The sequence below is a fragment of the Bacillus sp. RK1064 genome, assembly GCF_051488405.1.
Lineage (GTDB): Bacteria > Bacillota > Bacilli > Bacillales > Bacillaceae > Bacillus.
On the sequence record NZ_JBPSCZ010000001.1, the window covers coordinates 2,219,808 to 2,245,382 of the forward strand.

The 25,575-nt window shown below is 42.1% G+C and carries 25 protein-coding genes, 2 tRNA genes and 1 pseudogene; all 28 read right to left on the reverse strand.

The features are described 5' to 3' along the window. Positions 1–81: 81 nt before the first annotated feature. The 28 genes and pseudogenes from hpt to yabG all read right to left on the reverse strand — a co-directional run bounded on the left by hpt (position 82) and on the right by yabG (position 25,527). Complete coding sequence (hpt, locus tag ACSSTM_RS11375; protein WP_003217950.1) at positions 82–621, reverse strand: hypoxanthine phosphoribosyltransferase; 540 nt, start codon at positions 619–621, stop codon at positions 82–84. Continuing rightward, a pseudogene (tilS, locus tag ACSSTM_RS11380) lies at positions 618–2,040 on the reverse strand (tRNA lysidine(34) synthetase TilS). Before tilS ends, hpt begins: the two are co-directional and overlap by 4 nt. 96 nt (positions 2,041–2,136) lie before the next feature. After that, positions 2,137–3,144 carry a protein kinase domain-containing protein gene (locus tag ACSSTM_RS11385; protein WP_095286203.1) on the reverse strand — a complete coding sequence of 336 codons (1,008 nt, stop codon included), beginning with the start codon at positions 3,142–3,144 and terminating at the stop codon, positions 2,137–2,139. Next, positions 3,128–3,865, reverse strand: a complete 738-nt coding sequence (locus tag ACSSTM_RS11390; protein WP_034665741.1) for a vWA domain-containing protein — start codon at positions 3,863–3,865, stop codon at positions 3,128–3,130. The genes ACSSTM_RS11385 and ACSSTM_RS11390 overlap by 17 nt, the downstream gene beginning before the upstream one ends. Positions 3,866–3,942: 77 nt before the next feature. Further along, the gene (gene spoIIE / locus ACSSTM_RS11395; RefSeq protein WP_095286202.1) at positions 3,943–6,426 is read right to left on the reverse strand and encodes a stage II sporulation protein E; all 2,484 of its coding nucleotides are present in this window, start codon (positions 6,424–6,426) and stop codon (positions 3,943–3,945) included. A gap of 203 nt (positions 6,427–6,629) precedes the next feature. Continuing rightward, positions 6,630–6,701 (reverse strand) — tRNA-Glu (locus ACSSTM_RS11400). A 26-nt stretch (positions 6,702–6,727) separates the two neighbouring features. Continuing rightward, a tRNA-Met gene (locus tag ACSSTM_RS11405) sits at positions 6,728–6,801 on the reverse strand. Positions 6,802–6,978: 177 nt separating this feature from the next. Continuing rightward, entirely contained in the window at positions 6,979–7,377 is a 399-nt protein-coding gene (locus ACSSTM_RS11410; protein WP_003217901.1) for a S1 domain-containing RNA-binding protein, read from the reverse strand. An 82-nt stretch (positions 7,378–7,459) separates the two neighbouring features. Next, positions 7,460–7,834 (reverse strand): FtsB family cell division protein, encoded by a 375-nt coding sequence (locus ACSSTM_RS11415; protein WP_003217952.1) that lies wholly within the window; start codon positions 7,832–7,834, stop codon positions 7,460–7,462. Positions 7,835–7,852: 18 nt separating this feature from the next. Further along, a complete protein-coding gene (gene yabQ, locus ACSSTM_RS11420) occupies positions 7,853–8,491 on the reverse strand; it encodes a spore cortex biosynthesis protein YabQ (protein WP_060595359.1) in 639 nt (212 codons plus the stop codon). Then, positions 8,488–8,796, reverse strand: coding sequence for a sporulation protein YabP (gene yabP, locus ACSSTM_RS11425; RefSeq protein WP_003217974.1), 309 nt, complete (start codon positions 8,794–8,796; stop codon positions 8,488–8,490). Before yabP ends, yabQ begins: the two co-directional genes overlap by 4 nt. Before the next feature lie 74 nt (positions 8,797–8,870). After that, complete coding sequence (locus tag ACSSTM_RS11430; RefSeq protein WP_008341839.1) at positions 8,871–9,131, reverse strand: RNA-binding S4 domain-containing protein; 261 nt, start codon at positions 9,129–9,131, stop codon at positions 8,871–8,873. Then, positions 9,128–10,612 carry a nucleoside triphosphate pyrophosphohydrolase gene (gene mazG, locus ACSSTM_RS11435; protein WP_437404177.1) on the reverse strand — a complete coding sequence of 495 codons (1,485 nt, stop codon included), beginning with the start codon at positions 10,610–10,612 and terminating at the stop codon, positions 9,128–9,130. Before mazG ends, ACSSTM_RS11430 begins: the two co-directional genes overlap by 4 nt. Next, entirely contained in the window at positions 10,602–12,206 is a 1,605-nt protein-coding gene (locus ACSSTM_RS11440; protein ID WP_034665727.1) for a putative polysaccharide biosynthesis protein, read from the reverse strand. The genes mazG and ACSSTM_RS11440 overlap by 11 nt, the downstream gene beginning before the upstream one ends. Before the next feature lie 193 nt (positions 12,207–12,399). After that, entirely contained in the window at positions 12,400–12,936 is a 537-nt protein-coding gene (spoVT, locus tag ACSSTM_RS11445) for a stage V sporulation protein T (protein WP_003217990.1), read from the reverse strand. 139 nt (positions 12,937–13,075) lie between these two features. Next, positions 13,076–16,609 carry a transcription-repair coupling factor gene (mfd, locus tag ACSSTM_RS11450; protein ID WP_034665723.1) on the reverse strand — a complete coding sequence of 1,178 codons (3,534 nt, stop codon included), beginning with the start codon at positions 16,607–16,609 and terminating at the stop codon, positions 13,076–13,078. A gap of 67 nt (positions 16,610–16,676) precedes the next feature. After that, positions 16,677–16,907 (reverse strand): anti-sigma-F factor Fin family protein, encoded by a 231-nt coding sequence (locus ACSSTM_RS11455; RefSeq protein WP_003217967.1) that lies wholly within the window; start codon positions 16,905–16,907, stop codon positions 16,677–16,679. A 55-nt stretch (positions 16,908–16,962) separates the two neighbouring features. Beyond that, complete coding sequence (gene pth, locus ACSSTM_RS11460; RefSeq protein ID WP_437404178.1) at positions 16,963–17,529, reverse strand: aminoacyl-tRNA hydrolase; 567 nt, start codon at positions 17,527–17,529, stop codon at positions 16,963–16,965. 140 nt (positions 17,530–17,669) lie between these two features. Then, on the reverse strand, positions 17,670–18,296 hold the full coding sequence (locus tag ACSSTM_RS11465) for a 50S ribosomal protein L25/general stress protein Ctc (RefSeq protein WP_034665719.1): 627 nt from the start codon (positions 18,294–18,296) through the stop codon (positions 17,670–17,672). Positions 18,297–18,433: 137 nt separating this feature from the next. Continuing rightward, a complete protein-coding gene (locus tag ACSSTM_RS11470; RefSeq protein ID WP_034665714.1) occupies positions 18,434–19,387 on the reverse strand; it encodes a ribose-phosphate diphosphokinase in 954 nt (317 codons plus the stop codon). 22 nt (positions 19,388–19,409) lie between these two features. Then, the gene (gene glmU / locus ACSSTM_RS11475) at positions 19,410–20,780 is read right to left on the reverse strand and encodes a bifunctional UDP-N-acetylglucosamine diphosphorylase/glucosamine-1-phosphate N-acetyltransferase GlmU (RefSeq protein ID WP_034665711.1); all 1,371 of its coding nucleotides are present in this window, start codon (positions 20,778–20,780) and stop codon (positions 19,410–19,412) included. A gap of 199 nt (positions 20,781–20,979) precedes the next feature. After that, a complete protein-coding gene (spoVG, locus tag ACSSTM_RS11480; protein WP_034324487.1) occupies positions 20,980–21,276 on the reverse strand; it encodes a septation regulator SpoVG in 297 nt (98 codons plus the stop codon). Positions 21,277–21,501: 225 nt separating this feature from the next. After that, positions 21,502–21,879 carry a 2-iminobutanoate/2-iminopropanoate deaminase gene (gene ridA / locus ACSSTM_RS11485; RefSeq protein WP_334750979.1) on the reverse strand — a complete coding sequence of 126 codons (378 nt, stop codon included), beginning with the start codon at positions 21,877–21,879 and terminating at the stop codon, positions 21,502–21,504. Between the two features lie 38 nt (positions 21,880–21,917). Then, positions 21,918–22,751 carry a pur operon repressor gene (gene purR / locus ACSSTM_RS11490; RefSeq protein WP_034665706.1) on the reverse strand — a complete coding sequence of 278 codons (834 nt, stop codon included), beginning with the start codon at positions 22,749–22,751 and terminating at the stop codon, positions 21,918–21,920. Between the two features lie 55 nt (positions 22,752–22,806). Further along, positions 22,807–23,676, reverse strand: coding sequence for a 4-(cytidine 5'-diphospho)-2-C-methyl-D-erythritol kinase (gene ispE / locus ACSSTM_RS11495; RefSeq protein ID WP_034665703.1), 870 nt, complete (start codon positions 23,674–23,676; stop codon positions 22,807–22,809). A 146-nt stretch (positions 23,677–23,822) separates the two neighbouring features. Then, a complete protein-coding gene (locus tag ACSSTM_RS11500) occupies positions 23,823–24,008 on the reverse strand; it encodes a small, acid-soluble spore protein, alpha/beta type (RefSeq protein ID WP_012008653.1) in 186 nt (61 codons plus the stop codon). Between the two features lie 163 nt (positions 24,009–24,171). Beyond that, a complete protein-coding gene (gene veg, locus ACSSTM_RS11505) occupies positions 24,172–24,429 on the reverse strand; it encodes a biofilm formation stimulator Veg (protein ID WP_003217979.1) in 258 nt (85 codons plus the stop codon). 213 nt (positions 24,430–24,642) lie between these two features. Beyond that, positions 24,643–25,527: a sporulation peptidase YabG gene (yabG, locus tag ACSSTM_RS11510; RefSeq protein ID WP_095286200.1), complete on the reverse strand. Its 885-nt coding sequence runs from the start codon at positions 25,525–25,527 to the stop codon at positions 24,643–24,645. Positions 25,528–25,575: the final 48 nt, after the last annotated feature.

Here is a 25,575-nt window from a genome sequence, read left to right on the forward strand (position 1 = left end):
CACAGTAAGCACAACTATGTTCAATAGTATCATAGAAAATCATTCCAATACAACCAATAACCTCATGTATACGTATGCTGATTAGCCTTCGTAAACAGATGGTTTTAACACTCCAATATACGGGAGGTTTCGGTAACGTTCAGCGAAATCCAATCCATAGCCGACAACAAATGCATCTGGCACTTCAAATCCAACATAATCTGCTTTGATGTCTGCTTTACGACCGCTTGGTTTATCAAGCAATGTCACAATTTTTATGGAGTTTGCTTTACGGTATCGGAAAAGCTCTACCAGATAGCTCAAAGTTAACCCACTGTCGATGATATCTTCCATAATTAAAATATCTCTTCCTTCAACAGAAGTATCAAGATCTTTAATGATCTTTACTTCTCCTGAAGATACGGTAGATTTTCCGTAGCTAGATACATCCATAAAATCAAGTTCTAAATATGTATCAATGTGTTTGATCAGGTCTGCCATGAATGGAAGAGCCCCTTTCAAAACACCAATAGCCAGGGGAAATTTACCATCATAATCGCTGGTTAATGTTGCACCCAGTTCCTTCACTTTTTGCTGGATCTCTTCTTCTGAGATCAAAACCTTTTCAATATCTTGTTTCATGCTTTTGCTTGCCCCCTACAAATTTTCATGCTGTCTATATTGTAATACAATGAGATCGCTGTTTGTCATATCAATTTCTTCAAAAACGGATTTTTTCAGACCTGGGATCCAGATGATTTGATGATCCGAGTCAGTGACGATCGGCCAGCTGTCTCTTTCTGCAAGAGGCACTTTTTTATCAATAAATATATCCTTCACCTTTTTTGATCCATTCATCCCTTTAAGTTTGATTCGATCACCATTTTTTCGTGAGCGAATGATCAAAGGGAGACGAACATGATCTTTTTGAAGCAAGAAAAAATGGTTTCCGTTCCGTGCATCCTTCGGAACATGATTTGATACCACGATAGACTGCCCATTCGGAAGGAAAAGCTCCTCTCCAAGCTCACCCTTTAAGTGAAGAGCATAAGACTGGTCTAGTACAAGCGATCGTTCAAAGGTAAACATACAGTAATCATAAGACTTGACAGCTTGTAAACCTTTTGGCAAATCTAATGATCCAGACGGTTGTTCGGTATGAGATAACCAGTCCAAAGTCCCTAGAATATGCTGGTTTGAAAACGCTGATTGAGTGTTTTCATAAAGATAGTTTAATATTAGTTGAATGCCTCTTCTTTGTAAAGGCAAAGGCAGGTCAAGCAAAGGCTTCGTTTTGATCTTAATTTGCTTAGGCGATTGATTCGTTATCACTTGGTTCATTTGTTCCTTTGTTAATGCCTGCAAATATTGCTCATCCTCAGTCAGCATGTCACTTACAAACTGAAAGCTTTCATGTACATGAGGTGCCTCTTCTTTTAACACGGGAAGAATGTGTCTTCTTATCCGGTTTCTCAAGTAGTCATCAGTGTGATTGCTTTGATCAATGACATAGGGAATATGTTCTTTTTCACAAGCTGTCAGCACGTCGTCCTTGGAATATCCAATGAGCGGCCGAATCAGCCATCCATCTTGAAAAGGACGTTTTGCTTGGATACCGGCGAGTCCTATTCCAACAGTCCCTCTCGCAAGCCTCATCATCATTGTTTCTACTTGGTCGTCTCCATGATGTGCAAGCGCTATAAATTGAGCGTTGTATTGCTCCATCAATTGACGAAAGAAAGCATATCTGCACTCCCTTGCAGCTGCCTGTTTGTTTAAGTGGTTTTCTTTTGCATATTGGGTGACCTGTATGCGGGCCGATTCAAAAGGAATCTCTTGCTCCTTGCAGTAAGCCTCAACAAATGCCAAATCAGCAAAGGATTCTTCTCCTCTGAACATGTGATCTACATGGGCTGCAATCAGCTGATAGGAACCTTTTCGACGTTTGTTTAGTTCGTGCAGTAAAAGCATGGAATCTGGTCCGCCAGAAACCCCGACAATGACTGTCGTATTTTCAAGGTAAACATCATGTTTTTTCAAAAATGATTCAATTCTATTCACAACTTCCTCCTCACAAAGAGCAGGTAATTTAAAGATATACATATCCTATCACTTTCAGTAGCTCCAAGCAAAGATGAAGCCTGCTTTTTTACAGGTCTATAGCAGGAACAAAACTACATATGCACAGTAAAGAGCAAGTACACTGCACACGATCAGAACAGTTTCAAAAAGCCCGCCTGATTTTTTGCGTACTGGTGTTCTTTTTGCTGCTGCAACTCTCGATCGTGAAGTCACCTGTTGATTTTGTTGAACAGCGGGCTTTTGCCCGTTTTTTTGCTGCTGCTTCTTTTGACTCGCTTTTCTTGAAGCGATCAGCTGTCCTTCTTTCAGCATCGCACTCTTCATAGCCGCCGCTGATTGATATTTACCTTGTAGAGCAGCCTTTAACACCCTTTCATAACGCTTTAATAAAGGATGTCCTTCAATCGCTCTGTAAAGCTGCTTTTCCGGTTCTGCTCCTTTTTTGAATTCTTTCTTATACGCACAATTCACCATCACCATACTTAAGGCAAACAGATCATAGGATGGCTCTGCCTTTCTTGTGCCGAATCCCCAATAGCCTCGATCAAAAAACTCTGTATACTCCTTGATTGCCCTGCCTGCTTTTGTCGTTCCCCCTACATCAATGCACCGGATCGCGGCTGGGGGACCTGACACGATGAGATTGTCTGGCTTCAAGTCACCAAAAATCCAGCCTTCCTGATGTAAATGAGCCAGGTTAGATAAAAGCTGAACCATTAAAACGACGATCCACTCATCACCTTTTTGTTTTACAAATTCAAGCAGTAACGGGCCTCTGACATACTCCATCACATAAAAGGAACGCTTTTGAAGCATACCGGGATAAATCGCATCATCCATATCATAAAAAGAAGGCCCCATGGTTTTCACAGGAGCCTTAGAAAAGGATTTTAATACATTGACTTCAGATGCAATGAGCATACTGTCATCACTCACTTTAAGGGCTACTTGACCATTTTGCGATTCGGCTAGATAGACAATACCGTTCGCCCCTTTTCCCAGCTCTTTTACAATGCGGTAATGATTGTGATGCCATTTCCCTTGAATCACCGTGCCTAACGGAATGTTAGAAGCCGAATTCATTATCATGCTCTTCCTTTGCTTCAAGCAGCCCTTTACGCGAACGAACTGATTTGAAATGCTGGAGTGCTTCTCGAAGCGCTGGTCCAGTTGGAGTAATTCCTCCCGTGGTCAGTTTCGGGAAAATAGATGATAACGAATCGAATCGAGGCGTCCAATTCAACACAATTTCAGCATCTGAGTTTTTCCCGGGAAATATACACATCCCAAACTGATTTTCACCAATTCTTGAATTTAAACTAATAGAGAGATCGATGAGTGCTTCTTTAACGGTCGGCAGCTTCGGTTTCATACTTGCACTTGTATCAACAAGCACAAGTACTTGAAGATGAACCGTCTCTCCTAACTCATCGACTACTTCCATCACTTCCCCACGCTTATCAGGCGGAAGCTCTTCAATTTCAGTGTCTTTGCCAAGTATTTGCTGCAATTCTTTATTCACAACACCTTGTAAGGTTTGTGTCATCGCTTTTTTTGTGACCATTTGTACCGTTTGAGATAACTGCTGGACGTAGACAACCTGATGGATGCCTCCGCCTGCGAGGGCAATCCCCTCGACTTCTTTCATCGCTTCATGATCGTGTCTGTTTTCCTCCATAATGCCAATGACATTGACTGTAATCCCTTGTTCCTTTGCCAATGAGGCAATCGCAAGTGGATCTTCCCCGTGATTTGAGCAGCCATCTGTAATCAATAAGATTTGGTTTACGTGACCTTTTCGCATCTTCATTCCTCCTGGGATCGTAACTGAATGCTTTATATCCCCATCATCGCCAGAAGAAATTCATATTATACGATATTTTAAGAAATCTCTTGTTTCTCAAGATAGAATGTACCAGTCGGAATGGATGCCCATTTTGGTGTGTTGTGATCAAGCCTGATGACAACAACCGTCATATCGTCGTCAATTTGACCCGCTCTTGTTCGAATGACCTCTTCCATTAATAAATCAGCAATCTCTTGCGGATCTTCTGTTTTAAAGCTTTTCATTTTGCGCTTCACCCACAGATCATGATTTTCAATATGCTTTGGTCCTTCAAAAATGCCATCACTCATCATAATCAGCAGATCTCCTGCCTTCATCTGTTCACTCACTACCTCCACTTCAAATTCATCAATAATCCCAATCGGTAAGTTGCTCGCTTGTACCTTCATCACCTGTTCACCTCGTTTAATAAAGCTGGGTGTTGAACCAATCTTGAGGAACTTACAGCTCGCATCCTGTAAATCAATAATTGATAAATCTAATGTAGAATAGATTTCATCCGTCGTTCGTAAAGATAAAATACTATTAATGGTTTTGATTGCCACTTTTTCATTGATACCTGACGCCAATATTTTTTCTAACAGCTTAATCGTTTCATTGCTTTCAAAATGAGCCCTTGCTCCATTGCCCATTCCATCACTAATAGCTGCGGCATATTTGCCCGCACCCAGCTCCATCATGCTGTAGCTATCCCCAGACACTAACCCTCCGCCTTTCGCTGCATGCGCTACGCCTGTAGCCACTCGATATGATTTTGCAGAGCCAAATACAACGTGGCAATAGCCTGTTGGGTGCTCTGCACACTGCTCTGCTTTGACTAAAATCTGTTCTTCTAAAATATCTGAGAGCATGGGAGCGATGATTTTTTCACATTCACCATGTCCTTGGCAATATGGGATTCTCATTTCAATATCGACATTCCCCTGCTCCAAGCTATAAATTTCTACTTGCTGAATTTCAATCCCAAAGTGCTGAAGTGCTTCTATCATCTGCTCTTCTTGAATAAAATGCTGTTCTCTTTCTCGTTTTATTTCCCGGGAAAAATCCTCCATCACTTGTGAGACCCCCATCAGCTGTTCGGCTACAAGTCGTCTGCTGTCTTGGACCTTTTTCTTCAGGGTCTGGTTGGCTTTATAGTAAGCGATCTCCTCTTCAATCAATTCCTCGACATGTTTTGATTTTGAGCAGTGCTGGCTAAATTTCTTCTTCAATTTCCGGTTATGCTCGTAGGTTTTTTCATCAGATTCATGCATAACTTGTTTCATCAGTTCATAGGTTGTATCAAAGTTCTGCACCCAGCATTTATTTTTCTTATAGCACGTTTGACAGGATCGTTCTGTGATCGTACTTAAAAAAAGATCTACATCCTCTTCCTGCTTCTTTTCTTCAGGAATGGATTCGTAAAATGTCGCAAAACTCTCAGACAGCGCATGAAATACATTAGAAAATTGGTCTACCTTTTTTGCTGTCACATCTCGTACTTTCCGGGCGTATTGCTGCTGTTCCTGTACATGCTCTACCGTACCAGGAATATATTTCGCTACCTTAGAGGTCACTGATTGTGGCGTGAGTAAGAAGAGCGCAACTGCAATAAGTGATTCATACAGCGTGGTCACGAGACCTGCTGATCCTTCTCCGTATAGGGAAATAAGTAAGGAACCCACAATTAAGCCAATGGCTGCGCCTGCTTTCTTCCCCTCTTTCAGCAGTCCCCCTAATAAGCCTGAAAAGGCAAGAAGACTCATCTGATAAAGGTTTCCGATGTTAGCGAGACCGAGAATTAATCCTGTCACGACACCCACCGTACAACCAATACTGGCTCCTCCAATAAAAGCAAAGCTCAGCACTACATAACGTGACAAAATATGCTCTGCCTGCATCCCTTGAAATGTGATGCCAGCCAGACCTGTTAAAACTGAGGCAATTAAAATCATAAAGCAAATAATTTCTTCAACCTTTAAGGAGTGTTTGATTTTCCTGACTGTAAAAATCGGCAGGCTTTGAAGGAAAATCAGTGTCAAAATGAAGGCAAGTCCTGCTTCAACACCCGCCATGACGTAATCGTAGCTTTGCACAGCACCTTGCTCTAGGTAAACAAATGCTCCTCGGGTGATCAGCATCGACAGCACAATGACAACCGGCAATGTTTTCACTGGGTCTTTGATGATGAAAGAAACCACCTTGGACATAAGGAGAAACACGATTAACGACGCAAACACAAACAATGCGTTTTGAGGTGATATCGTCATGGCTCCAGCGAGTAAAGCGAGACAAGCAAGCATGGCCTTATCTCTTTTGATAAGCAGCATGGAGCCAAAGAAAGGCAGAGCAAACGGCATAATTTCAGATAAAATAAAGGCTCGTCCTAATAAAAAACCAAGAACAACATAAATAAACCCTTTATAGAAAAAAAGAGAATGCGTGTGATGAAGAAACAGGTTTTTCATCTTTTTTAACCCTGCACTGATTCTTTCAAACCCCGCTCCTGTTAAATCAGTTCTTCTTTCTAGTTTTTCCATCTTTTCATCCCCCACCTGATATTCGTTGCTTGTCATTATAGCGAAGGTGAAAAAGAAATTTTGTCAAAAGAAGTTGTCGTTTCCATAAAACGTTCGACGCTTTATTCGTCAAAGAGGCATACTTTCATGAAAGTCGATGTCTTTCATCAGAATTTTACGAAGACACAAAAAAACAGCCTTCCTAAAGAAAGCTGTTTTGAAGATGACCCGTACGGGATTCGAACCCGTGTTACCGCCGTGAAAGGGCGGTGTCTTAACCGCTTGACCAACGGGCCTTGCTTTTATGTTCTACTAAAAAGGATAGCGGCGGAGGGGATCGAACCCCCGACCTCACGGGTATGAACCGTACGCTCTAGCCAGCTGAGCTACACCGCCATAATAAAAATGCGCTAAGAAGCACAAGATCTATAATACAAAGGAATCGCTTGTCCGTCAATAGAAAGTTTTAAATTAAATGACGAAATCTCAAAAAATGTCGTATGGATCAAGAAAAAAAGCACCTGCGGACAGCAGGTGCTTTGTTGTGAAAGATATATAGAAAGCAGCAACAAGTTAACCTCTTCTTGCTCCGCGTCCCCCACGTTTTGATTCCGTGTTACGTTTTAAAGATGTTAAGCGGTCTTCACTATCTTTTAAGAATTTGTTCATTTTTTGCTCAAACGATTCCTTCGGACGGAAATCATTTCTGCTCGGTCTTGATTGTTGTTGTTGAGGACGATCTTTTGCTTTTTTAATGGACAAGCCGATTTTACCGTCTTTTTCAACGTTAATCACTTTCACTTCAACTTGTTCACCGACTTTTAAATGCTCATTAATATCTTTTACATAGTTATCGGCTACCTCACTGATATGAACGAGACCAGTTGAACCGCCTGGCAACTCCACAAAAGCTCCAAAATTTGTAATGCCCGTAACTTTCCCTTGTAACTTGCTGCCAACTTCAATCGACATAAAAAAAGTGCTCCTCCTTAGACTTATAAAAAAATCTCATTTGTTCAATTATACATAAACTGAATTTTAAGTGTCAACAAGGCTAATCGCTCTTATTGCCCACATCAAAGATTTTTTCGCCTTTTTTGGACATATAATAGTCTCGTCGTGCCAGTTCGAGTACGTATTCTTTGCTTTTCAGCTTTTTAATTTCATCAGAAATATCTTCCTGCTTTGTTTGTAATTGCTTCAATTCTTTTTCAAGCGCAACCTTCTTCTCTTCTTTTTCCTTTAATGAGGACGATTGCGACCAGAGGGCACTTGTCACCAAGACAGCAAACATGAGCACAATCACACCAAACACGGTAAGCCTTCTAAGGAGTCCACGGCGTTTGCGTTTTAAGCGCTGTGCTTGCTGTTCCATTTGTTTTTGGTAATCATTTTGAATTTGTGCGATATTTCTTTTTCTCTTGTTCAAGGTTGAAGGCCTCCTCTCTTACTTTGTCCAGAATTGTTTCCATTTCGTTTTGATGGTACCAGATAATTTCTTGGTCCCTTGTAAAATTCCTGCTCCTTTAGAGAAAAACAATCTCATTGATGTTCGCCATTTTTCGGGAATCCGATGAATAATGGTCACATTAAGTAACCAGATGAGCGGATAACAAACAATGGACAGCACCTTCCACACGAGCCGAAACGTAAAATGAACAAGACGTAAGAGCAAGTGGAGCAAGAACATAATAGCACTTATAATCAATGTCAGCAGCCAGCGGATTGGCTGGAATACGATGGACATGACCAGCCGTTTAAGGACGAGAGCGGTCTGATACACACACATCATCATAAACTTGAGAATGTTCATATACAGCTGTTTCATCAATGCCTGATACATCGAGAAACCTAGTGCAACGGCTAGAAAGATATAAAGCCTGAATTCTCCCTCATTTGTCAGCAGCAGGACATAAAAGAATAAGAGGCCCTGTACCAGCCAAAAAAGGAGATCGTGTATGACCAAAAGCCATTTTGCTGTCTTTTCCCGATTCACAAACAGCTTGTACGTATCAAGCGATGCGCCCAGCCAGATGCCCATCGCTACCATCGAAAGCATCGTATAAAACTGGACTGTCAGCGTCATTTAAACAGCTTGCTAAAAAACCCTTTAGCTTTCTCCCCGTGCTGCTCATCTACATAAATTAAGTCAAAGACACGTCCTTTAATCGACACAACACCTTTTTCGACGTCTAGGTTTTTCATTTGCAGATTTTCTCCACGGATAGCGAGAATCCCCATGACTGTCTCAAGCAGAAATTCTTCATTATCAAAGCTTTCCACCTGTTTGACGCCGGTAATATCTAAATGCTTTCTGTTTCGCATTGTGATATTGTGCTCCGCTTCTGATGACAGCTTCGTGCCTTGAGGTTGATTATAATATTGATTCATTTATACATCCCCCATATCTCATACTTGCATTGTTACTGCATTGTATGTGACAGGAGGATCATTTAGAACAAGCCCTATTCTGCTGTTTTTTCTTCTTTTAGCACAGTATACATGCCAGCGGCTTCTTCTTTTTTCGTCGTGTCCTTTAACTCGTTGACTTGAACCGTCACAAGTTTTTGACCAAAACGGATTTGAAGCTCGTCTCCTTCTTTCACGTCAGAGCTGGCTTTCGCCTGTGTGCCGTTAATAGAAATTCTGCCTTGATCAGCTACTTCTTTTGCCAATGTTCTTCTTTTAATTAAACGGGACACTTTTAAAAATTTATCTAGTCTCATGTATGCTCACCTCTTTCTATACGTTTGGCATCGTTCCATAGATCGTCCATTTCCTCTAGCGTTAAGTCCTCTAATGAACGTCCCATGTCCTTTGCTTTTTGTTCGATATGCTGAAAGCGACGCATGAATTTTGTGTTGGCGGAAGCGAGTGCCGTTTCAGGCTCTAGCTGATAGAACCTTCCAATGTTGACGAGAACAAACAAAAGATCTCCAAATTCATCTTTCATCTGCTTCGTTGCACTTTCGTCCGGCTTCTCTGCCACTTCAACGAGAAATTCCTGCTTCTCTTCTTCGTATTTGTTCCAAATATCTTTCACATCTGTCCAATCAAAGCCTACTTTGGCGGCTTTCTTTTGGAGCTTATATGCCTTTGTTAGTGCTGGAAGCGTCGCCGGGATGGATTGCAAAATGGAGGCTGCCCGCTCCGGCTTCTCCTGCTGCTTGATTTTTTCCCAGTTGGCGACCACATCTGCTGCTTCAGAAACATTTGTGTCACCAAACACATGGGGATGTCTACGAATCATTTTTTCTGTGACATGCTGGATGACGTCATCAATTGAGAAAAAGCCGTCATCTTCACCAATTTGGGCGTGAAGTAACACCTGCAGCAGCACATCTCCGAGCTCTTCCACCATATGGTCTTGATCATCTTCATCGATCGCTTCAAGCAGTTCATAGCATTCTTCAATTAAATATGGTTTAAGTGACTCATTGGTTTGTTTTTGATCCCATGGACAGCCGCCCGGACCTCTTAATGTACGTATGACGTCACGGAAAGTGTCAAATTGTTGATAAAGCAGCTTTTCATCTTGAATCGGAGGTACATAAACACTCGTTAAGTTATTTATCGACACATCTCGATCAAGTTCAAATAAAGGAACGGCAGTAATCTGTTCCTGACTGCTTCCAGCCGCAGTCACAATATAGACTTCATAATCGTCAGGAAGCTTTTCCATCAGCGTGAGTTTCACATTCGAAGCGGTCAGCTGATCATATACCTGACAAATGAGGACATGCTGGGTCAATTTCAGATCGTCCGCTCTCATATCTCCTGCATCAACGAATTGTAATCCCTCGATTGGGTCAATCTGCAAGGAGTTAAACGTCGCATCCAAAAAGCTTTGTCCACCAGCAACAGACACATCAATCCCGCGTTCGTGCTGCTGAGAAACTAATAGCTGGACAGTCTTTTCTGCGACAAATGGGTGACCTGGTACTGCGTACACAATCTCCTGTTCCGCAGCCTCTGTAAATAAAATTTCAGTGATTTCCTGATATACCGAATCAAACTGATCGTGCTTTTCATAAATTTCATCAAAAAAGGTCAGCGATGAGACCTCCTGCATCAACTCTGCGGTAAGCGGATGATCCTGCGTTCTCATAAATACTTCTTTCGCCTGCTTCAGCTGCTTGTATACACCGAGCGTCAGCTGATCCATGTCGCCTGCCCCGAGACCGACGACGGTAATCTTACCTGCCATTTCGATTCCCTCTCATCTGTTTAAAATATAAAATCTTTTCTCCTAATGGAATGAGTCTCCATTCCTCGTCCGTAAATACTTCTAGCTTAAGAATACTATATAAAAAGGCGAAACCACCAATAAAAACTGACGTCAGGCTCTCTAAAACGAAAAAAGGACGTTTTTCAAAGGGAATGACCCAAGAAAACAGTGCCTGATACCCTATTAAGACAATGGCCATGAAAGCAGCCGATAAAAGAATTTTCACTGGGAACAGCTCTCTCAAAGAAATCCATCCTTTATGCCTCAAATAAACGGCATTGAGCAGAGCCGCAGCGAGAAAACCACATACGGTTGACCATGCGGCACCGTAGATGCCAAATAGCGGGACAAGTGCAAGCGTTAGTATCCATTTCACCAGCACACTGAGAATCACCACAACAGCTGGATACACAGTATGCCCGAGCCCTTGAAGTAAAGATGCTTGCGTAATCGCAATCGATGTAAATGCGATGGAAATACAGAATATTTGCAGCGCATCGGTGCCTAAGTCATTACGAAAAAGCATGGTATTGACTGACGCTAGAATACAAATCAGCCCAACTGCTGAACCAATCCCTAAAACCGACGTGGTCTTAAACGATGTACGCACTTTTTGCCTTATCGCTTCATGCTCTCCATTCCTCATAGCCGCCGATAAAAATGGCACAAGAGAGGTTCCGATGCTAATGGCAAACACCGTCCCTAGCTGTAAGAACGGCTGTCCTCGGTCATACACACCTTTTGCCGCCTTTGCCGCGGCTTCACTCAGACCCTCACTGCGCAGCAACGCATACAGATGAAAGGCATCAACCATTTGCATCCATAAAATGAGCAGTCCGCTGACACAAATCGTGAATGTATACAGCACCAAACTCTTCAAAACATCCTTTTTCCGAAGTGTCGCCTGTTTGCTTGTCATACTTGCAGCAGACTGTTTTCGGTATGTCAGCCAAAGAAAAAGAAGTAGTATAAGCGAGGCCGCACTCCCCGCTATGGAGGAGAAGACCGCACCCGCCCCTGTTTCATAAAGCGAATAGCCGCGCCTCACGAAATAGAAGGATAAAACAAGCAGGACGCCTACCCTGATGAGCTGCTCCACCAATTGAGAAATAGCCGTTGGAAGCATCATACCGTCACTCTGAAAAACTCCCCTCAGCATCACGGTAAGCGGAAGAAATAAAAACACGAAAGCACTCATTTGGATGAGCAGGATTAATTGACTGTCCGCCATAAGGCTCGCAATTCTGCCTGCTCCTATGTAAAGACAAAGAAATAAGACCAAGCTCAGTAAAGTGATATAGACCAAGGATACCCTTGTAATGATCCTTCGATTCTCTTCCCCATGCTCACTCAGAAGCTTGGACACCATGACAGGAAACCCTGTGGTGCCGAGCATGATGGCAATGCCAAGGAAGGGATACACTTGCTGATAAATATAAAACCCTGTGTCTCCTACGATGTTCTGGAATGGAACACGATAAACGGCACTTAGAACCTTTGATAACAAGCCTGCGATGGTCAAAATCACCGCACCCTGGAAAAGCCAATGCGGCTGATTCACAGCATTTTTCATGGATGACTCCTTTAAAAATAGATCTACAGTTAAACGCACTCATTATATCATACGTGAATGAAAAGCCGTTTCTTTCTAAGGAGTAGACGGCACATTCCTCGTTTTGTTTCATCCCATATAAAAAACGCCGACAAAATCAAATGATTTCATCGGCATTCTTTCGTTTTATCTATATGATATAGAATTATTAGACCTAATGTTCCATTTGACGGGCTAAGAAGCCAGCTGCCGTTTCTGCCGCTTTATGCTCCACTTCTCCCATTGAACGCTCTTTAGAAAATAAGACGACGGCGCCAATAGGATCTCCGTTTGCAACAATAGGTGCAATGGTATAAGCAGATACGTCATCATCAATACCATCGACAAGTTGAATTTCTTTTTTGCTTTCTTCTAATACAGAATTACGCTGGTCCATTGTTCGTTCAAGTAAATCACTGATGGATTTGTTTAAGTACTCTTTTTTCGAACTGCCGGATACAGCAATATACGTATCTCGATCACAGATCAGGATGGAATGACCCAAACTGTCGAATAATGCATCAGCATATTCCTTCGCAAAGTCTCCTAGCTCACTAATCGGCGAATATTTCTTCAAAATCACTTCTCCATCGCGGTCGACGAAAATCTCAAGCGGATCTCCTTCCCGGATGCGCAATGTTCTGCGAATCTCCTTCGGAATAACCACTCTACCTAGATCATCGATGCGGCGTACAATTCCAGTTGCTTTCATTCACTGCTGCCTCTCTTTCGTTTGATGATGTGTTGGGTGAATGGAACAAAAGCGTCCACTTTATGCAACATTCACCACTTGACCCTGAGTTTAGTATCCGTCACATCAAACGTAATATACACGAGAGACAAACAAAATTTTATGAAGATGGAATGGTTTCTTTTTTCACTTCTTGAAGGCCTCGAAGCATATTCAGAACGATCTCAAGCCATTCCTCAGTCTTCTTGCCTTTCGTTTGAACAGAAATAATCAGCTTGCTGCCTTCCATTCCCAAGCCTATATCACGACCATATTTACTGCTGAGCGCAAATAATTTTTGACCGTCGATTTCACTGCTTGCTTGCTCTTCAAGAGTAAGCCTGACAATGCCTTTCTCCATCTTGATCAGTTCGACACGTTCCTGCACTGCGTATACTTTCATCGTCGCAATCGTGAACAAGTCCGCCACTTCTTGCGGATATTCACCAAATCGGTCGATCATTTCATCTTGAAGCTCTTTTCGCTCTTCGATTGATCCAATCGCTCTGAACTGTTTATACATCTCGATCTTTTGCTTCCCATCCGCAATGTAAGTGTCCGGGATGTAGGCATCGATTTGCAGATCGATTTCCGGTTCGAATTTATCTTGAGCCGTTGTATCGCCTCTTCTTTCCTCAATGGCTTCTTTCAGCATTTGAGAATAGAGGTCGAATCCAACAGAATCAATGAATCCATGCTGCTGTGCACCAAGTAAATTTCCTGCTCCTCGAATCGTTAAATCACGCATCGCAATTTTAAATCCTGATCCGAGCTCTGTGAATTCTTTAATAGCTTGAAGTCTCTTCTCTGCTACTTCAGACAGAACTTTATCTTTTCGATACGTGAAATAAGCATATGCGACACGATTCGAACGTCCTACTCGTCCTCTTAGCTGGTACAGCTGAGAAAGCCCCATTTTATCCGCATCGTGGACGATGAGCGTGTTCACATTTGGAATGTCGACTCCCGTTTCAATGATGGTGGTACTGACCAATACATCTGATTCACCTTCAAGGAAATTGATCATCACTGATTCCAGCTCGTTCTCACTCATTTTCCCATGTGCATAGCTGACTTTCGCGTCTGGGACTAGCATGGAGATTTCATCTGCTTTGCGTTCAATATCTTCAACACGGTTGTAAAGAAAGTACACTTGACCGCCGCGTGCTAGTTCTCGCTCAATCGCTTCTCTGACTAAAGCGCCATTGTACTCAACCACATAGGTTTGAACAGGGAAACGGTTTTCAGGCGGTGTCTCAATAACCGATAAATCCCGTACGCCAAGCATAGACATATGCAGCGTACGCGGAATTGGCGTAGCCGTTAATGTCAGTACATCGATATTGGCTTTCATCTGTTTAATTTTCTCTTTATGCGTCACACCAAAACGCTGCTCTTCGTCAATGATCAACAAACCTAAGTCTTTATAGACAATATCTTTAGAAAGCAAACGGTGTGTGCCGATGACCATATCAATCGTTCCGTTTTTCAGCCCTTTTAACGTTTCGGTTGTTTCTTTTCTTGTACGGAAACGGCTCAGCTGAGCGATTTTGACAGGGTAGTCTTGGAATCGGTCCATAATCGTGTCAAAATGCTGCTGCGCTAAGATGGTTGTCGGTACAAGCAGAGCAACCTGTTTTCCGTCAGCAATGGCTTTGAAGGCCGCTCGAATCGCCACTTCTGTTTTTCCATATCCCACATCTCCACAAAGCAGGCGGTCCATTGGACGCTCCCGCTCCATGTCTTGTTTGATTTCGTGAATCGAACGGATTTGATCATCTGTTTCCTGGTAAGGGAACGCTGATTCAAACTGGCGCTGCATCTCATGATCAGGCGAGAAGGCATACCCTTTGCTTGCCTCACGTTCCGCATACAGCTTAATGAGATCATCTGCGATGTCCTGTACAGATGTTTCCACTTTTTTCTTCACACGTTTCCAATCGCTGCCGCCTAGTTTGTACAACTTTGGTTCTTTACCTTCTGATCCGACATACTTCTGCACCTGATCAATTTGTTCAACCGGTACATAAAGCTTGTCGCTTCCTTGATAATGAATATTTAAATAATCTTTATGAATGCCGCCGATTTCAAGCGTTTCAATTCCTAAATACTTACCGATCCCGTGGTTAATGTGCACCACATAATCGCCGACTTGAAGCTCTGAATAGCTCTTAATTCGCTCTGCATTGGTCAGCTTTTGCTTACGTGCCTGCTTCTTCACACGTTTCTTGAAGAGCTCGCCTTCTGTGATCACGGCAATTTTCGATAACGGCAGTTCAAAGCCTGTTTGCAGCTCACCTTGTAAAATATACACCTGTCCGCTTACAAGCTCGGCGTCCGGCTTGGCAAGAGCGGCTTCAATGTCATAATCATGTAAGACAGAAGATAGTTTATCTGTCCGCTCTTCATCCGCACCTAAGAAGACAACTGTATATTGTTGTTTTTTGTAGCGTTCAATTTCACTCGCAAGCACATTCATCTGCCCGTGGAAATTCTGCATTTGCTTACTAGATACATTGACGATATTTTGCGGATTTGTCTGCTGGACATGTCTCAAGAACAAGGAGTAGTACAGAATAGACCGCGATTGCTGATTGATCAGTTGTTGGAACGGGAAAGAAAGGGATAAATCATGAAGGATATTGCCTTCTTCAAGCAGGCTAATTGTCCAATCAGCTTCTTCCTGTTCAAGCTGTTCTTCCATCTCCTGAATTCTGCTAATTTCATCTAAAATAATAATCGTATCCTGTGATGTGTAATCTAGCAAACTAGCAGGCTTTTCATAGAAATAGGACAGGTACTTCGTCATTTCCTGTGTCACGATACCTTCTAGCAGCTTCTCTCGATCAGCAGAAATATGTTGATGAAGCAGTTCTTTTTGCTGGTCTGAGTTAAATTTCTTTAAGCTCTTCGCAAGTCCTTGATCAAGCTGTTCAATGGCTCTCACTCGTTCAGGACCTCTCACAATCAGCTCTTTTGCGGGACCGATTTTAATCTCTTGAAGTGTTTCTAATGAACGCTGTGTATCTGAGTGGAACGTTCGAATCGAGTCTACTTCTGTATCAAACAGCTCAATACGGATCGGATGATCTTCCGTTAACGAATAAATATCAATGATTCCTCCGCGCACACTAAAATCTCCGGGCGCAGCAACCATCGACGTCCGGTCATAACCGATTTGTACAAGTTGTTTTGAAAACGCCTCCAAATCAATTTCTTCACCGAGCTTTAAATGGATCTGACTCTCCTTCCAGAGCTCAACTGGCGGAAGCATTCTGCGCACCGCTGCAGCCGGTGTGACGATAATGGGGTTTTCTCCATTCGCCAGCCGGTTCAGAACATCTAGACGCTGTGCTCTGAGCTCAGGGCTGGCAACGGCAATTTCTGAAGCAATGAGTTCATTAACAGGATAAAGAAGGACCGAGCGATCTGAAATCACACTGGCAAGATCATCTGTTACCTTCTGCGCTTGATACAAGTTGTGAGTCACAATAAACATCGGCCGCTTAAGTTCGTCTGATATAGCGGCTGTAAATAAAGATCTGACGGAGCCTGATAGTCCGGCGAGCAGCTGTTCTTTTAACCCTTCCTTTAGCCCATTAAAAATGGACTGAAAATCATCACTTTGTTTGATAAATGATTGTATATTTTTCATTTGGCTCCTCCTCCCTGCTTGTTTAAAACAGAAAAACGCTTTGGTCTATTATCTACACCAAAGCTTTTTATTGAATAAAGGTATGATACTGATGGTAATCAGGATTTCTTTCGAGCGCCTCTTGGCAATCCTCACAAATGGTTTGTACATGTAGATCACCATTTTCCCTATAAGAAATCATATCGTTTCTTTCCTCATTTGTTAAGTGATGAAATCCAAGTGCTTCACTTTGAACAGCGGATTCATCTAGACTGCCAACCTTTACACCACAATGCCGGCAGTAATAATGCAAAGCCATACGTGATCCTCCCATGCTGAGATTTTATAATCAGTATGTGCTTTGCTTATCATTCTTATACCTTCTTGTTAAAATCATTCATCACTTCTAAAAATGGCTTTGTTAAAGCCGCCTCGCAAGCTTCGACAGACGCCTGAATGGCTGATGCAATGTCAGGCTGCTCCTCTTCAGAAAAGCGTCCTAGCACGTAATCGACGACCTTCATGCCATTTTGAGGACGTCCAATGCCGATACGGAATCGGTCAAACTCAGGTGACCCTAAATGCTGAATCAACGATTTGATTCCATTATGCCCGCCTGCACTTCCTTTTGTACGCAAACGAATCCGCCCAGTTGGCAAATCAAGATCATCATAGATGACTTTCAAATGTTCAAGTGGAATATCATAGTAATCCATTAGCGGACGCACGCATTCTCCTGATAAGTTCATATATGTAAGCGGCTTTACAAGTAGAACCTTTTGCCCTGAAACCAACCCTGTTCCAAATTGTCCATGGAATTTTGATTGATTTAAGGGGATGTCCCATTTTTTCGATAATTCATCTATTGTCATAAACCCGACATTATGTCTTGTTTTTTCATATTCTTTTCCTGGATTACCTAATCCAACGAATGCAATCATGAAACCAATAACCTCCTTTGTCACAAAGCACACGCCTAAAAAATGAGCCAATAGGATTGCCCCATGTAATAACGTATGAATTCTTTTCATTCTAGCACAAAAGACGCAACCGCGGGAGGGTTACGTCTCTAAATGACCAGTTATTCTCCATCGTTATCCTTTTCTTTAATGGCCTCAGGTTCTTTTGGTTCGTCTTCGCTATCTGGCTCAGGAACCTCTGATTGCTGAGGCGGCAAAATGGATGCAACGACTTCTTCTGGATCGTTATTCACTTGATATGATGACTGAACAGACAAATCAGCGACTGTTAGGACATCATTTACTTCTAAGTTTGTAATATCTGCTTCAATATGCTGCGGGATATCTTTTGGTTTCGCTGTAATGGATAGTTCAAATAGTGGCTGCTGAAGCACACCGCCATCTTTTACCCCTTTAGATTCGCCAATCAGCTGGACAGGTACATCTGCTTCAATTTCACGCTGTAAGTCGACCACTTGGAAATCTGCATGGACAAGCTCATTTTTCAGCGGATCTGTTTGTAATTCTGTGACCATCACGGATTTTGTTTCACCGTTCACGTCTAATGTGATGATTGTATTCTTTCCTTCATCACGTAAGGTCTTTAATAAATCGATGCTGTCTAGTGAAACAGCCAGGTTGTCTGTATTTTTTCCGTATATGACACCAGGAACGTGTCCTGAATGACGGATTTTTTGCAGTGTGGAACGTTTGAAATCAGTTCTTTTATTTGCTTTTAAAGTTGCCATATTCAGCACCATCCTATTTCATTTTTGTCACTACTCTCATAATTACCCATAAGTGAATCATTTTAAACCTATTTGCTCTGAATGATGACAGCAAAAAGACCCCAAGCTGATGCCTAGGGCCTTTTTTAATCAGAAAATTAGCTAAAAAGGTAGCTCACAGATTCTTCTTCATGTACACGGATGATGGCTTCTGCTAGCAAAGGCCCAACTGAAAGCGGAATGAATTTTTCAACTTTCTTGTCATCTGTTAAGTGAATACTGTTTGTCACAACCAATTCTTTTATTTTAGAATTTGTGATACGTTCTACTGCTGGTCCAGACAATACTGGGTGAGTACAGCAAGCATATACTTCAGCCGCTCCATTTTCCACAAGTGCATTTGCAGCAAGTGTAATGGTACCAGCCGTATCAATGATATCATCGATGAGAATCGCCGTTTTGCCTTCAATGTTACCAATGATGTTCATCACTTCAGCAACATTTGGCTTCGGACGACGTTTGTCGATAATAGCGATTGGCGCTTTCAGGCGGTCTGCCATTTTACGCGCACGTGTCACACCACCGTGGTCTGGAGACACAACGACGATATCATTCAAATTTTTCTGTTCGAAATAGTTTGTTAAGATTGGCACAGCCATTAAGTTATCGATTGGAATATCAAAGAAACCTTGGATCTGCGGCGCATGAAGATCAAGTGCAATGACACGAGTAGCACCTGCTGTTTCAAGCAAGTTCGCAAAAAGCTTCGCAGTGATTGGCTCACGAGGTTTTGCCTTACGATCTTGACGTGCATATCCGTAATAAGGGATCACAATATTGACCGTTTTCGCAGAAGCGCGTTTTAGTGCATCCACCATAATGAGCAGTTCCATAATGTGCTCATTGACTGGCGCACTCGTTGATTGAATGACATAACAATCACAGCCGCGAATACTTTCTTCAATATTGATTTGGACTTCACCGTCACTAAAGCGTTTAACAGAGCTCTTTCCTACATCAACTCCGATACGATCGGCAATTTCTTTAGCAAGTTCAGGGTTTGAATTCAAAGAGAATATCTTTAAATTCGCATCAGCATAACGATTAGACATGGTAAACCTCCGGGTATTTGGATTATTTTTTATGAATATTTTTCACATAATCTTCTTTATTGACTTGTCTTGCTCTAGCAATAGACAATGCATCCTGCGGTACATCTTCTGTAACCGTTGAACCAGCTGCAACATATGCCCCTTTTCCGACAGTGACTGGTGCTACGAGATTTGAATTACAGCCAATAAAAGCGCCATCTTCAATCTTCGTTAAGAATTTGTTCTTCCCATCATAGTTGACTGTAATAGATCCACAGCCAAGGTTTACATCAGTTCCGACCTCTGCATCTCCAATATAGCTTAGATGAGATGCTTTGCTGCGGTCACCGAAAACCGTTTTCTTGATTTCGACAAAATTCCCGATCTTCACTTCATCGCCAATTTTCGACAACGGGCGAATATGAGCAAACGGCCCAATTGTCACATCGACTCCAACCTCACTATCGCAGACGACAGATTGCTTAATCACTGTGCGATCTCCGACGATGCTGTCAACAATTTCAGTGTTTGGCCCAATAGTAGCGTCTGCACCGATTTTTACATTCCCTTTGATGACCGTCCCAGGATAAATGATTGTATCTTCACCGATGACAGCATCTGGTGAAATATACGTGTTCTCAGGATCAATCAAGGTCACACCATTCTTCATATGCTGATGATTAATACGTCGCTTCATGAATTGCTCTGCTTGTGATAGAGCGATACGATCATTGACTCCAAGTGTTTCTTCAAAATGCGGTGTTTGATATGCTGCAACCGTTTGCCCTTCATTCTTTAAAATTTCAATGACGTCTGGCAAATAGTATTCACCCTGTGCATTTTCATTCGATACTTGCTCAATCACACGGAAGAGATCTTCATTTGAAAAACAATAGGTCCCTGTATTAATTTCATTCACTTGACGTTCCGCATCATTTGCATCTTTATGCTCCACAATTTTCACGACAGCACCGGTTTCGTCACGAATAATACGACCATAACCTGTCGGGTCATCCGCATGTGCTGTTAAAATAGTGACTTTGGCTTGATGTTTTTGATGCTCGCTCAACATAGCTTCCATTGTTTCCGCTGTCAATAATGGCGTATCACCACAAATGACAATGGTTGTTCCCTTTTCCTGCGCAAGGAACGACTTTGCTTGTTTGACGGCATGTGCTGTTCCCAGCTGTTCTTCTTGAAGTGCATACTCACTTCTGTCTCCAAGCTGCTCTTTGACGTTCTCTGCTCCATGACCGACGATCGTCACTAGCTTGGCTAAAGAAAGCTTTAACGCTTCATCTGCCACATGCTCGACCATTGGCTTTCCGCAAACTGGATGAAGTACTTTGTATAGCTTTGACTTCATTCTCGTTCCTTTTCCCGCTGCTAAAATCACTGCGAACCGCTTATCCATTGATTGGCCTCCAATATCCCTATTATCCATAGAAAAATATATCCTAAATAAGGACTGATTTCAAGGATACAAGAGGAAGTGCAATAATTTTCTAATGGATGAAAGACATAAGAAACAAGAGAAAAAACGCAAAAAAGACAGCATTTAAAAGAAAACATTCCATTTTCTCTTAAAGCTGTCTTTTTGGATTCACATATGATTAAGAAGCTCCAGCTTCTTCATATTCAATTGTTTCTTCCTCTTCGCCTAAGCGATGATATTCATTTAATACAGCATCTTGGATTTTACCCCGAGTACCTGAATTAATTGGGTGTGCAATATCGCGAAACTCTCCATCAGGCGTGCGTTTGCTAGGCATTGCCACAAACAACCCATTGTTTCCATCAATCACACGAATATCATGAACAACAAATTCGTGGTCCAGCGTGATGGATGCAATCGCCCTCATGCGACCATCGGTATTCACGCGGCGTAATCTTACGTCAGTAACTTCCACAGTAGTTCACCACCTTTTCCCAATATAAAAGCATTACTTAGGTATTCAACGATTGTGGTGATTCTCCTGCTCTTTTTTTAAACTTTTTTTGAAATATCGGGATATTTATACATTATTTGTCATTTTGGTGACGGCGCTTACATTCTCTGCGTGAAAAAAAGACATCATGATGATGTCTTTTCCTGCATATGATGAAACCAAACGGCTTTCGTTGAGACTGCCTGTTTACTTTACTAATGCAATCACTTCAATTTCTATGAGTGCATCCTTAGGAAGTCTTGCTACTTCCACACATGAACGAGCTGGCTTATGTGTATGGAAATACTCACCGTACACTTCATTTACTTCTGCGAATTGTTCCATATCTTTGATAAAAACTGTTGCTTTCACGACTGTCTCAAAGGAAGCACCTGCTGCTTCAAGTACGGCCTCAAGATTACGGAAGACTTGATGTGTTTGTTCTTTAATATCTCCATTTACAAAGTCTCCAGCTGGCGTTAATGGAATCTGCCCTGAGCTGTAAAACATGTTATTGACAATAATCCCTTGAGAGTAAGGTCCAATGGCTGCTGGTGCATGTTTGGTTTGAACAACTTTTGTCATATCAATCTCTCCCATTCAACTACATGTTTGATCAAAGCTTAAGCTTTCGAATGAAAAAACTCGTGGAAATTGCCTTCATTGATCTCAATGATCTTCTGCTTCATATCAATGGTTGAAAGCTTTAAAAGCGATACATATTCATCAACGAGACGTTCATTTACGCCTTCATCTTCTAAAAGAACACCGATCCCTGCAACATTTGCATTAAATTCCTCAAGCAAATTCATCATGCCGTTAATGGTTCCGCCCGCTTTCATAAAGTCATCAATGATTAGGACATTGGATCCTTTATCTAAACTCCGCTTTGCAAGTGACATGGTTTGAATTCGGTTAGACGAACCTGACGCGTAGTTAATACTTACAGTTGATCCTTCGGTTACCTTATTATCTTTTCTAACGATCACAACAGGCACATTTAAATAACCCGCAACAGAATAGGCAATTGGAATACCCTTTGTCGCAACGGTCATGACGACATCAATCGCACGGTCTGCAAAGATGGTCGCAAACAGCTTACCGATTTTCGCAAGAATTGATGGATTCCCTAAAACATCGGTTAAATATAAATAACCGCCAGGAAGTACACGTTCAGGAGTCGATAGAGCCTCTCCGATATCGTTTACTACGTCGTCTGCTTCTTTTAGGTGAATCTTTGGAATATATTTCACTCCGCCAGCAGCACCAGGTACAGTAAGCAATGTGCCTATTCCCTGCTGTTCGAAGGTCTGTTTGATTATCGTTAAGTCTTCACTAATGGAGGACTTCGCAGATTGATATCTTTCTGCAAAAAAAGTTAACGGTACTAGTACGTGCGGGTGGGCTAACAAATAATTTGTTAAGTCCACCAATCTGCCGCTTCGACGAAACTTCATGAACTTACCCCCAGAACCCGAATAATTTATGATAAATATAACTTAATATACGGATTTAATCAAGGGCATTTTGTTCGCCGATCATGCGGACAGCGTATACTTGATCACAAAATCCTCTCAGTCCGTTATATATTCTTTGTACCTTCGATTCATATTGAATCAAGCCAAATACTGTAGGGCCGCTTCCACTCATTAAAACAGCGTCAGCACCGAAACGCTTCATCTGTCTTTTGATCATATCTACTTCTGGGTACATCTTTAATGTCACAGACTCTAGAACGTTGCCGAGTGAGCCGCACATCTCTTTATAATCTTTCGCTTCAATCGCTTCAATCATACGCTTTACATTTGGGTGTTCTACTTTGCTTGCGTCATATTGTCTATAGACTTCAGCTGTAGATACCCCAATCACCGGCTTCGCTAAAATCACCCAGCAATGCGGCGGTGTCGCAATATGCTTCAGCTTTTCTCCACGTCCTGTCGCTAGTGCTGTGCCTCCGTGTACACAAAAAGACACATCTGAGCCGATCTCCGCTCCAAGATCAGCTAGTTCATCTAACGTGAGGTTTAATTTCCACAAACGATTTAAGCCGCGAAGAGCTGCTGCCGCATCACTGCTGCCCCCAGCTAAACCTGCTGCGACTGGAATTGCTTTTGTGATGACAATTGATACACCTTTTTGAATACCGAACCTTGTTTTGAGTAATTTAGCCGCCTGATAAGCCAAATTACGCTGATCATCTGGCACGAATCGATTATGAGATGATACACGGATTTCATCCTTGTCCAGCTCCGTCAGCTCTAGTCGATCTGCAAGGTCTATTGTTGTCATCACCATCTCCACTTCGTGATATCCATCCGGTCTTTTTCCATGAACATCAAGTGAGAGATTAATTTTTGCCGGTGCTTTTTCTAAAATACGCAAACATTTCACCTACTTCTCCATCTAAACATAAGTATCAATATTGTATCACATTTGATGGATCTGATGAATATAGGCTTTTACGCCGAGCACACTGACTTTTTCATCAAAAAAAGCCAGAGACACCCGAGGTATCCCTGACCGTTTTTCTATCGTTGATTCTCATCCTGAGCCATGTGCTGTTGAGCTAATTCAATGGCACGTTTGACCATATTACCTGCGTCACGCGCACGAATCTCTCCCCAGCCTCCATTTTTGACGGTATCATAAAATCCAAGATCCTTCGCCAGCTCGTATTTGAACTCATCTGACATAATGCCTCGGCGTCTACCCAAACGAAACAGCCCCTTTAGTCGAGAATTCGAATCAGTGCCACTGCTTGTGTGGCTTTCTTATTTTGTATCGATTCCTTCCTTTTACCCCTTTCAAAAAATGGACAGACTCCCATTCAGAAAAAAAGGCAAAACAAAAAGCAGTAAACAAGAAGTTCACTGCCCATTAATAGGCGACTGAGCTAGCGGTATCATCGAACGTTAATTCGACCGTCTCAGTCAGTATATCTGCATAACTATAAGAAACTCTTTCAAACGAATTCTCATCTTGATCTAATTGAATCACAAATACAGAAGGGTACGTTTCAGCTAAAATGCCCGAACGCTCAATTGTTTTACGGCGGCCCCCGTTAGCCTTTAACGTCAAACGTTTACCTAAGTTACCATCAAGCGATCTTTTGATGTCGGACAAAGTCTTCGCCATTGCATCCACCTCACTGAGATAATTATACAACAACGGCCCGTTTTTGTCAAATAAAAATTAAATTATATCAACGAACACGAGCCATTGTCAACAAAATAATTTTGACAAACTTCTACCTTTTCTTCTCCCTATTTTTCTCAAATTCCGGTGAATTATGTATCCTTTTGAAATTTCTTTTTGAACATAAAAAAAACCAGACTGAAATCAGTCGGGTTATGTCGATTCATGGTCTCTTTTATATGGCATACCTACCCTTAGAACACCCTTCGTCTCGATGCCTCCGAGGCCTTTTTCTCTTGTTAATGTATTTCGGAGCACATCCCACACGTTGATTCGATCTACAAATGGAGTGAAGCTGATCTTCGCAACGATATAGACGGGGTCGAGCGCATGGATATTCACACGTGAAGGCGAGCTCGCAAAATTGGCACCTGCTTGGATCAATGATTCAAAATGAGATTGACAGGCACCTGCAAAGATCACAAGCTGATCTAAATGAGGAATTTTCCGTCTTGCTTTTTGAACCGTTTCAACGAAATGACGAGAATGGCGATAGGCACCGATATCATGTACGCCGCCCTTTTGCTTGGAATACGCATCATGTCCTGTGATGACCAAAATATCAGGTCGATATTGATCAATTAACGAGTCAATCATGCTTGGCATTTTCTTCTCATGGCAATGTACACCATACACAGGTACACCAATTCGTTCATATACATCTAAGCATTTCTTTAAGTATGAAGCATCTCCATCTAAATGAAGGACCTTTCCAGGCATGTGAAAATACTGCTCTTGATGCTGATATTGTCCAGAAGTATAATACTCTTGTTTTTCCCGCAGCAGCTGATAATCCTGTCTTAGTAAATCGAGCGATTCATTGATTTTTCGCTCGTCATCCTTCTCTCTAGTCAGCTGTTCCTCTTTTTGAATCTTGACGAGATCTGACACCTTGGCATCAGCAATCAGCCTCACTTCATTCCCATGCAATATGGCGGTGGCTTCGTGCTGATCGGTCTCATCAATTCGAATGATTCGAAACATAATATCCATTTGATAGGATGCCCTTGTCACCATATCTCCTATTTGAAATTGCATGCTTTTCACTCCACAATCAGGCTCATATCCTGTTGGTATCGTCTTACG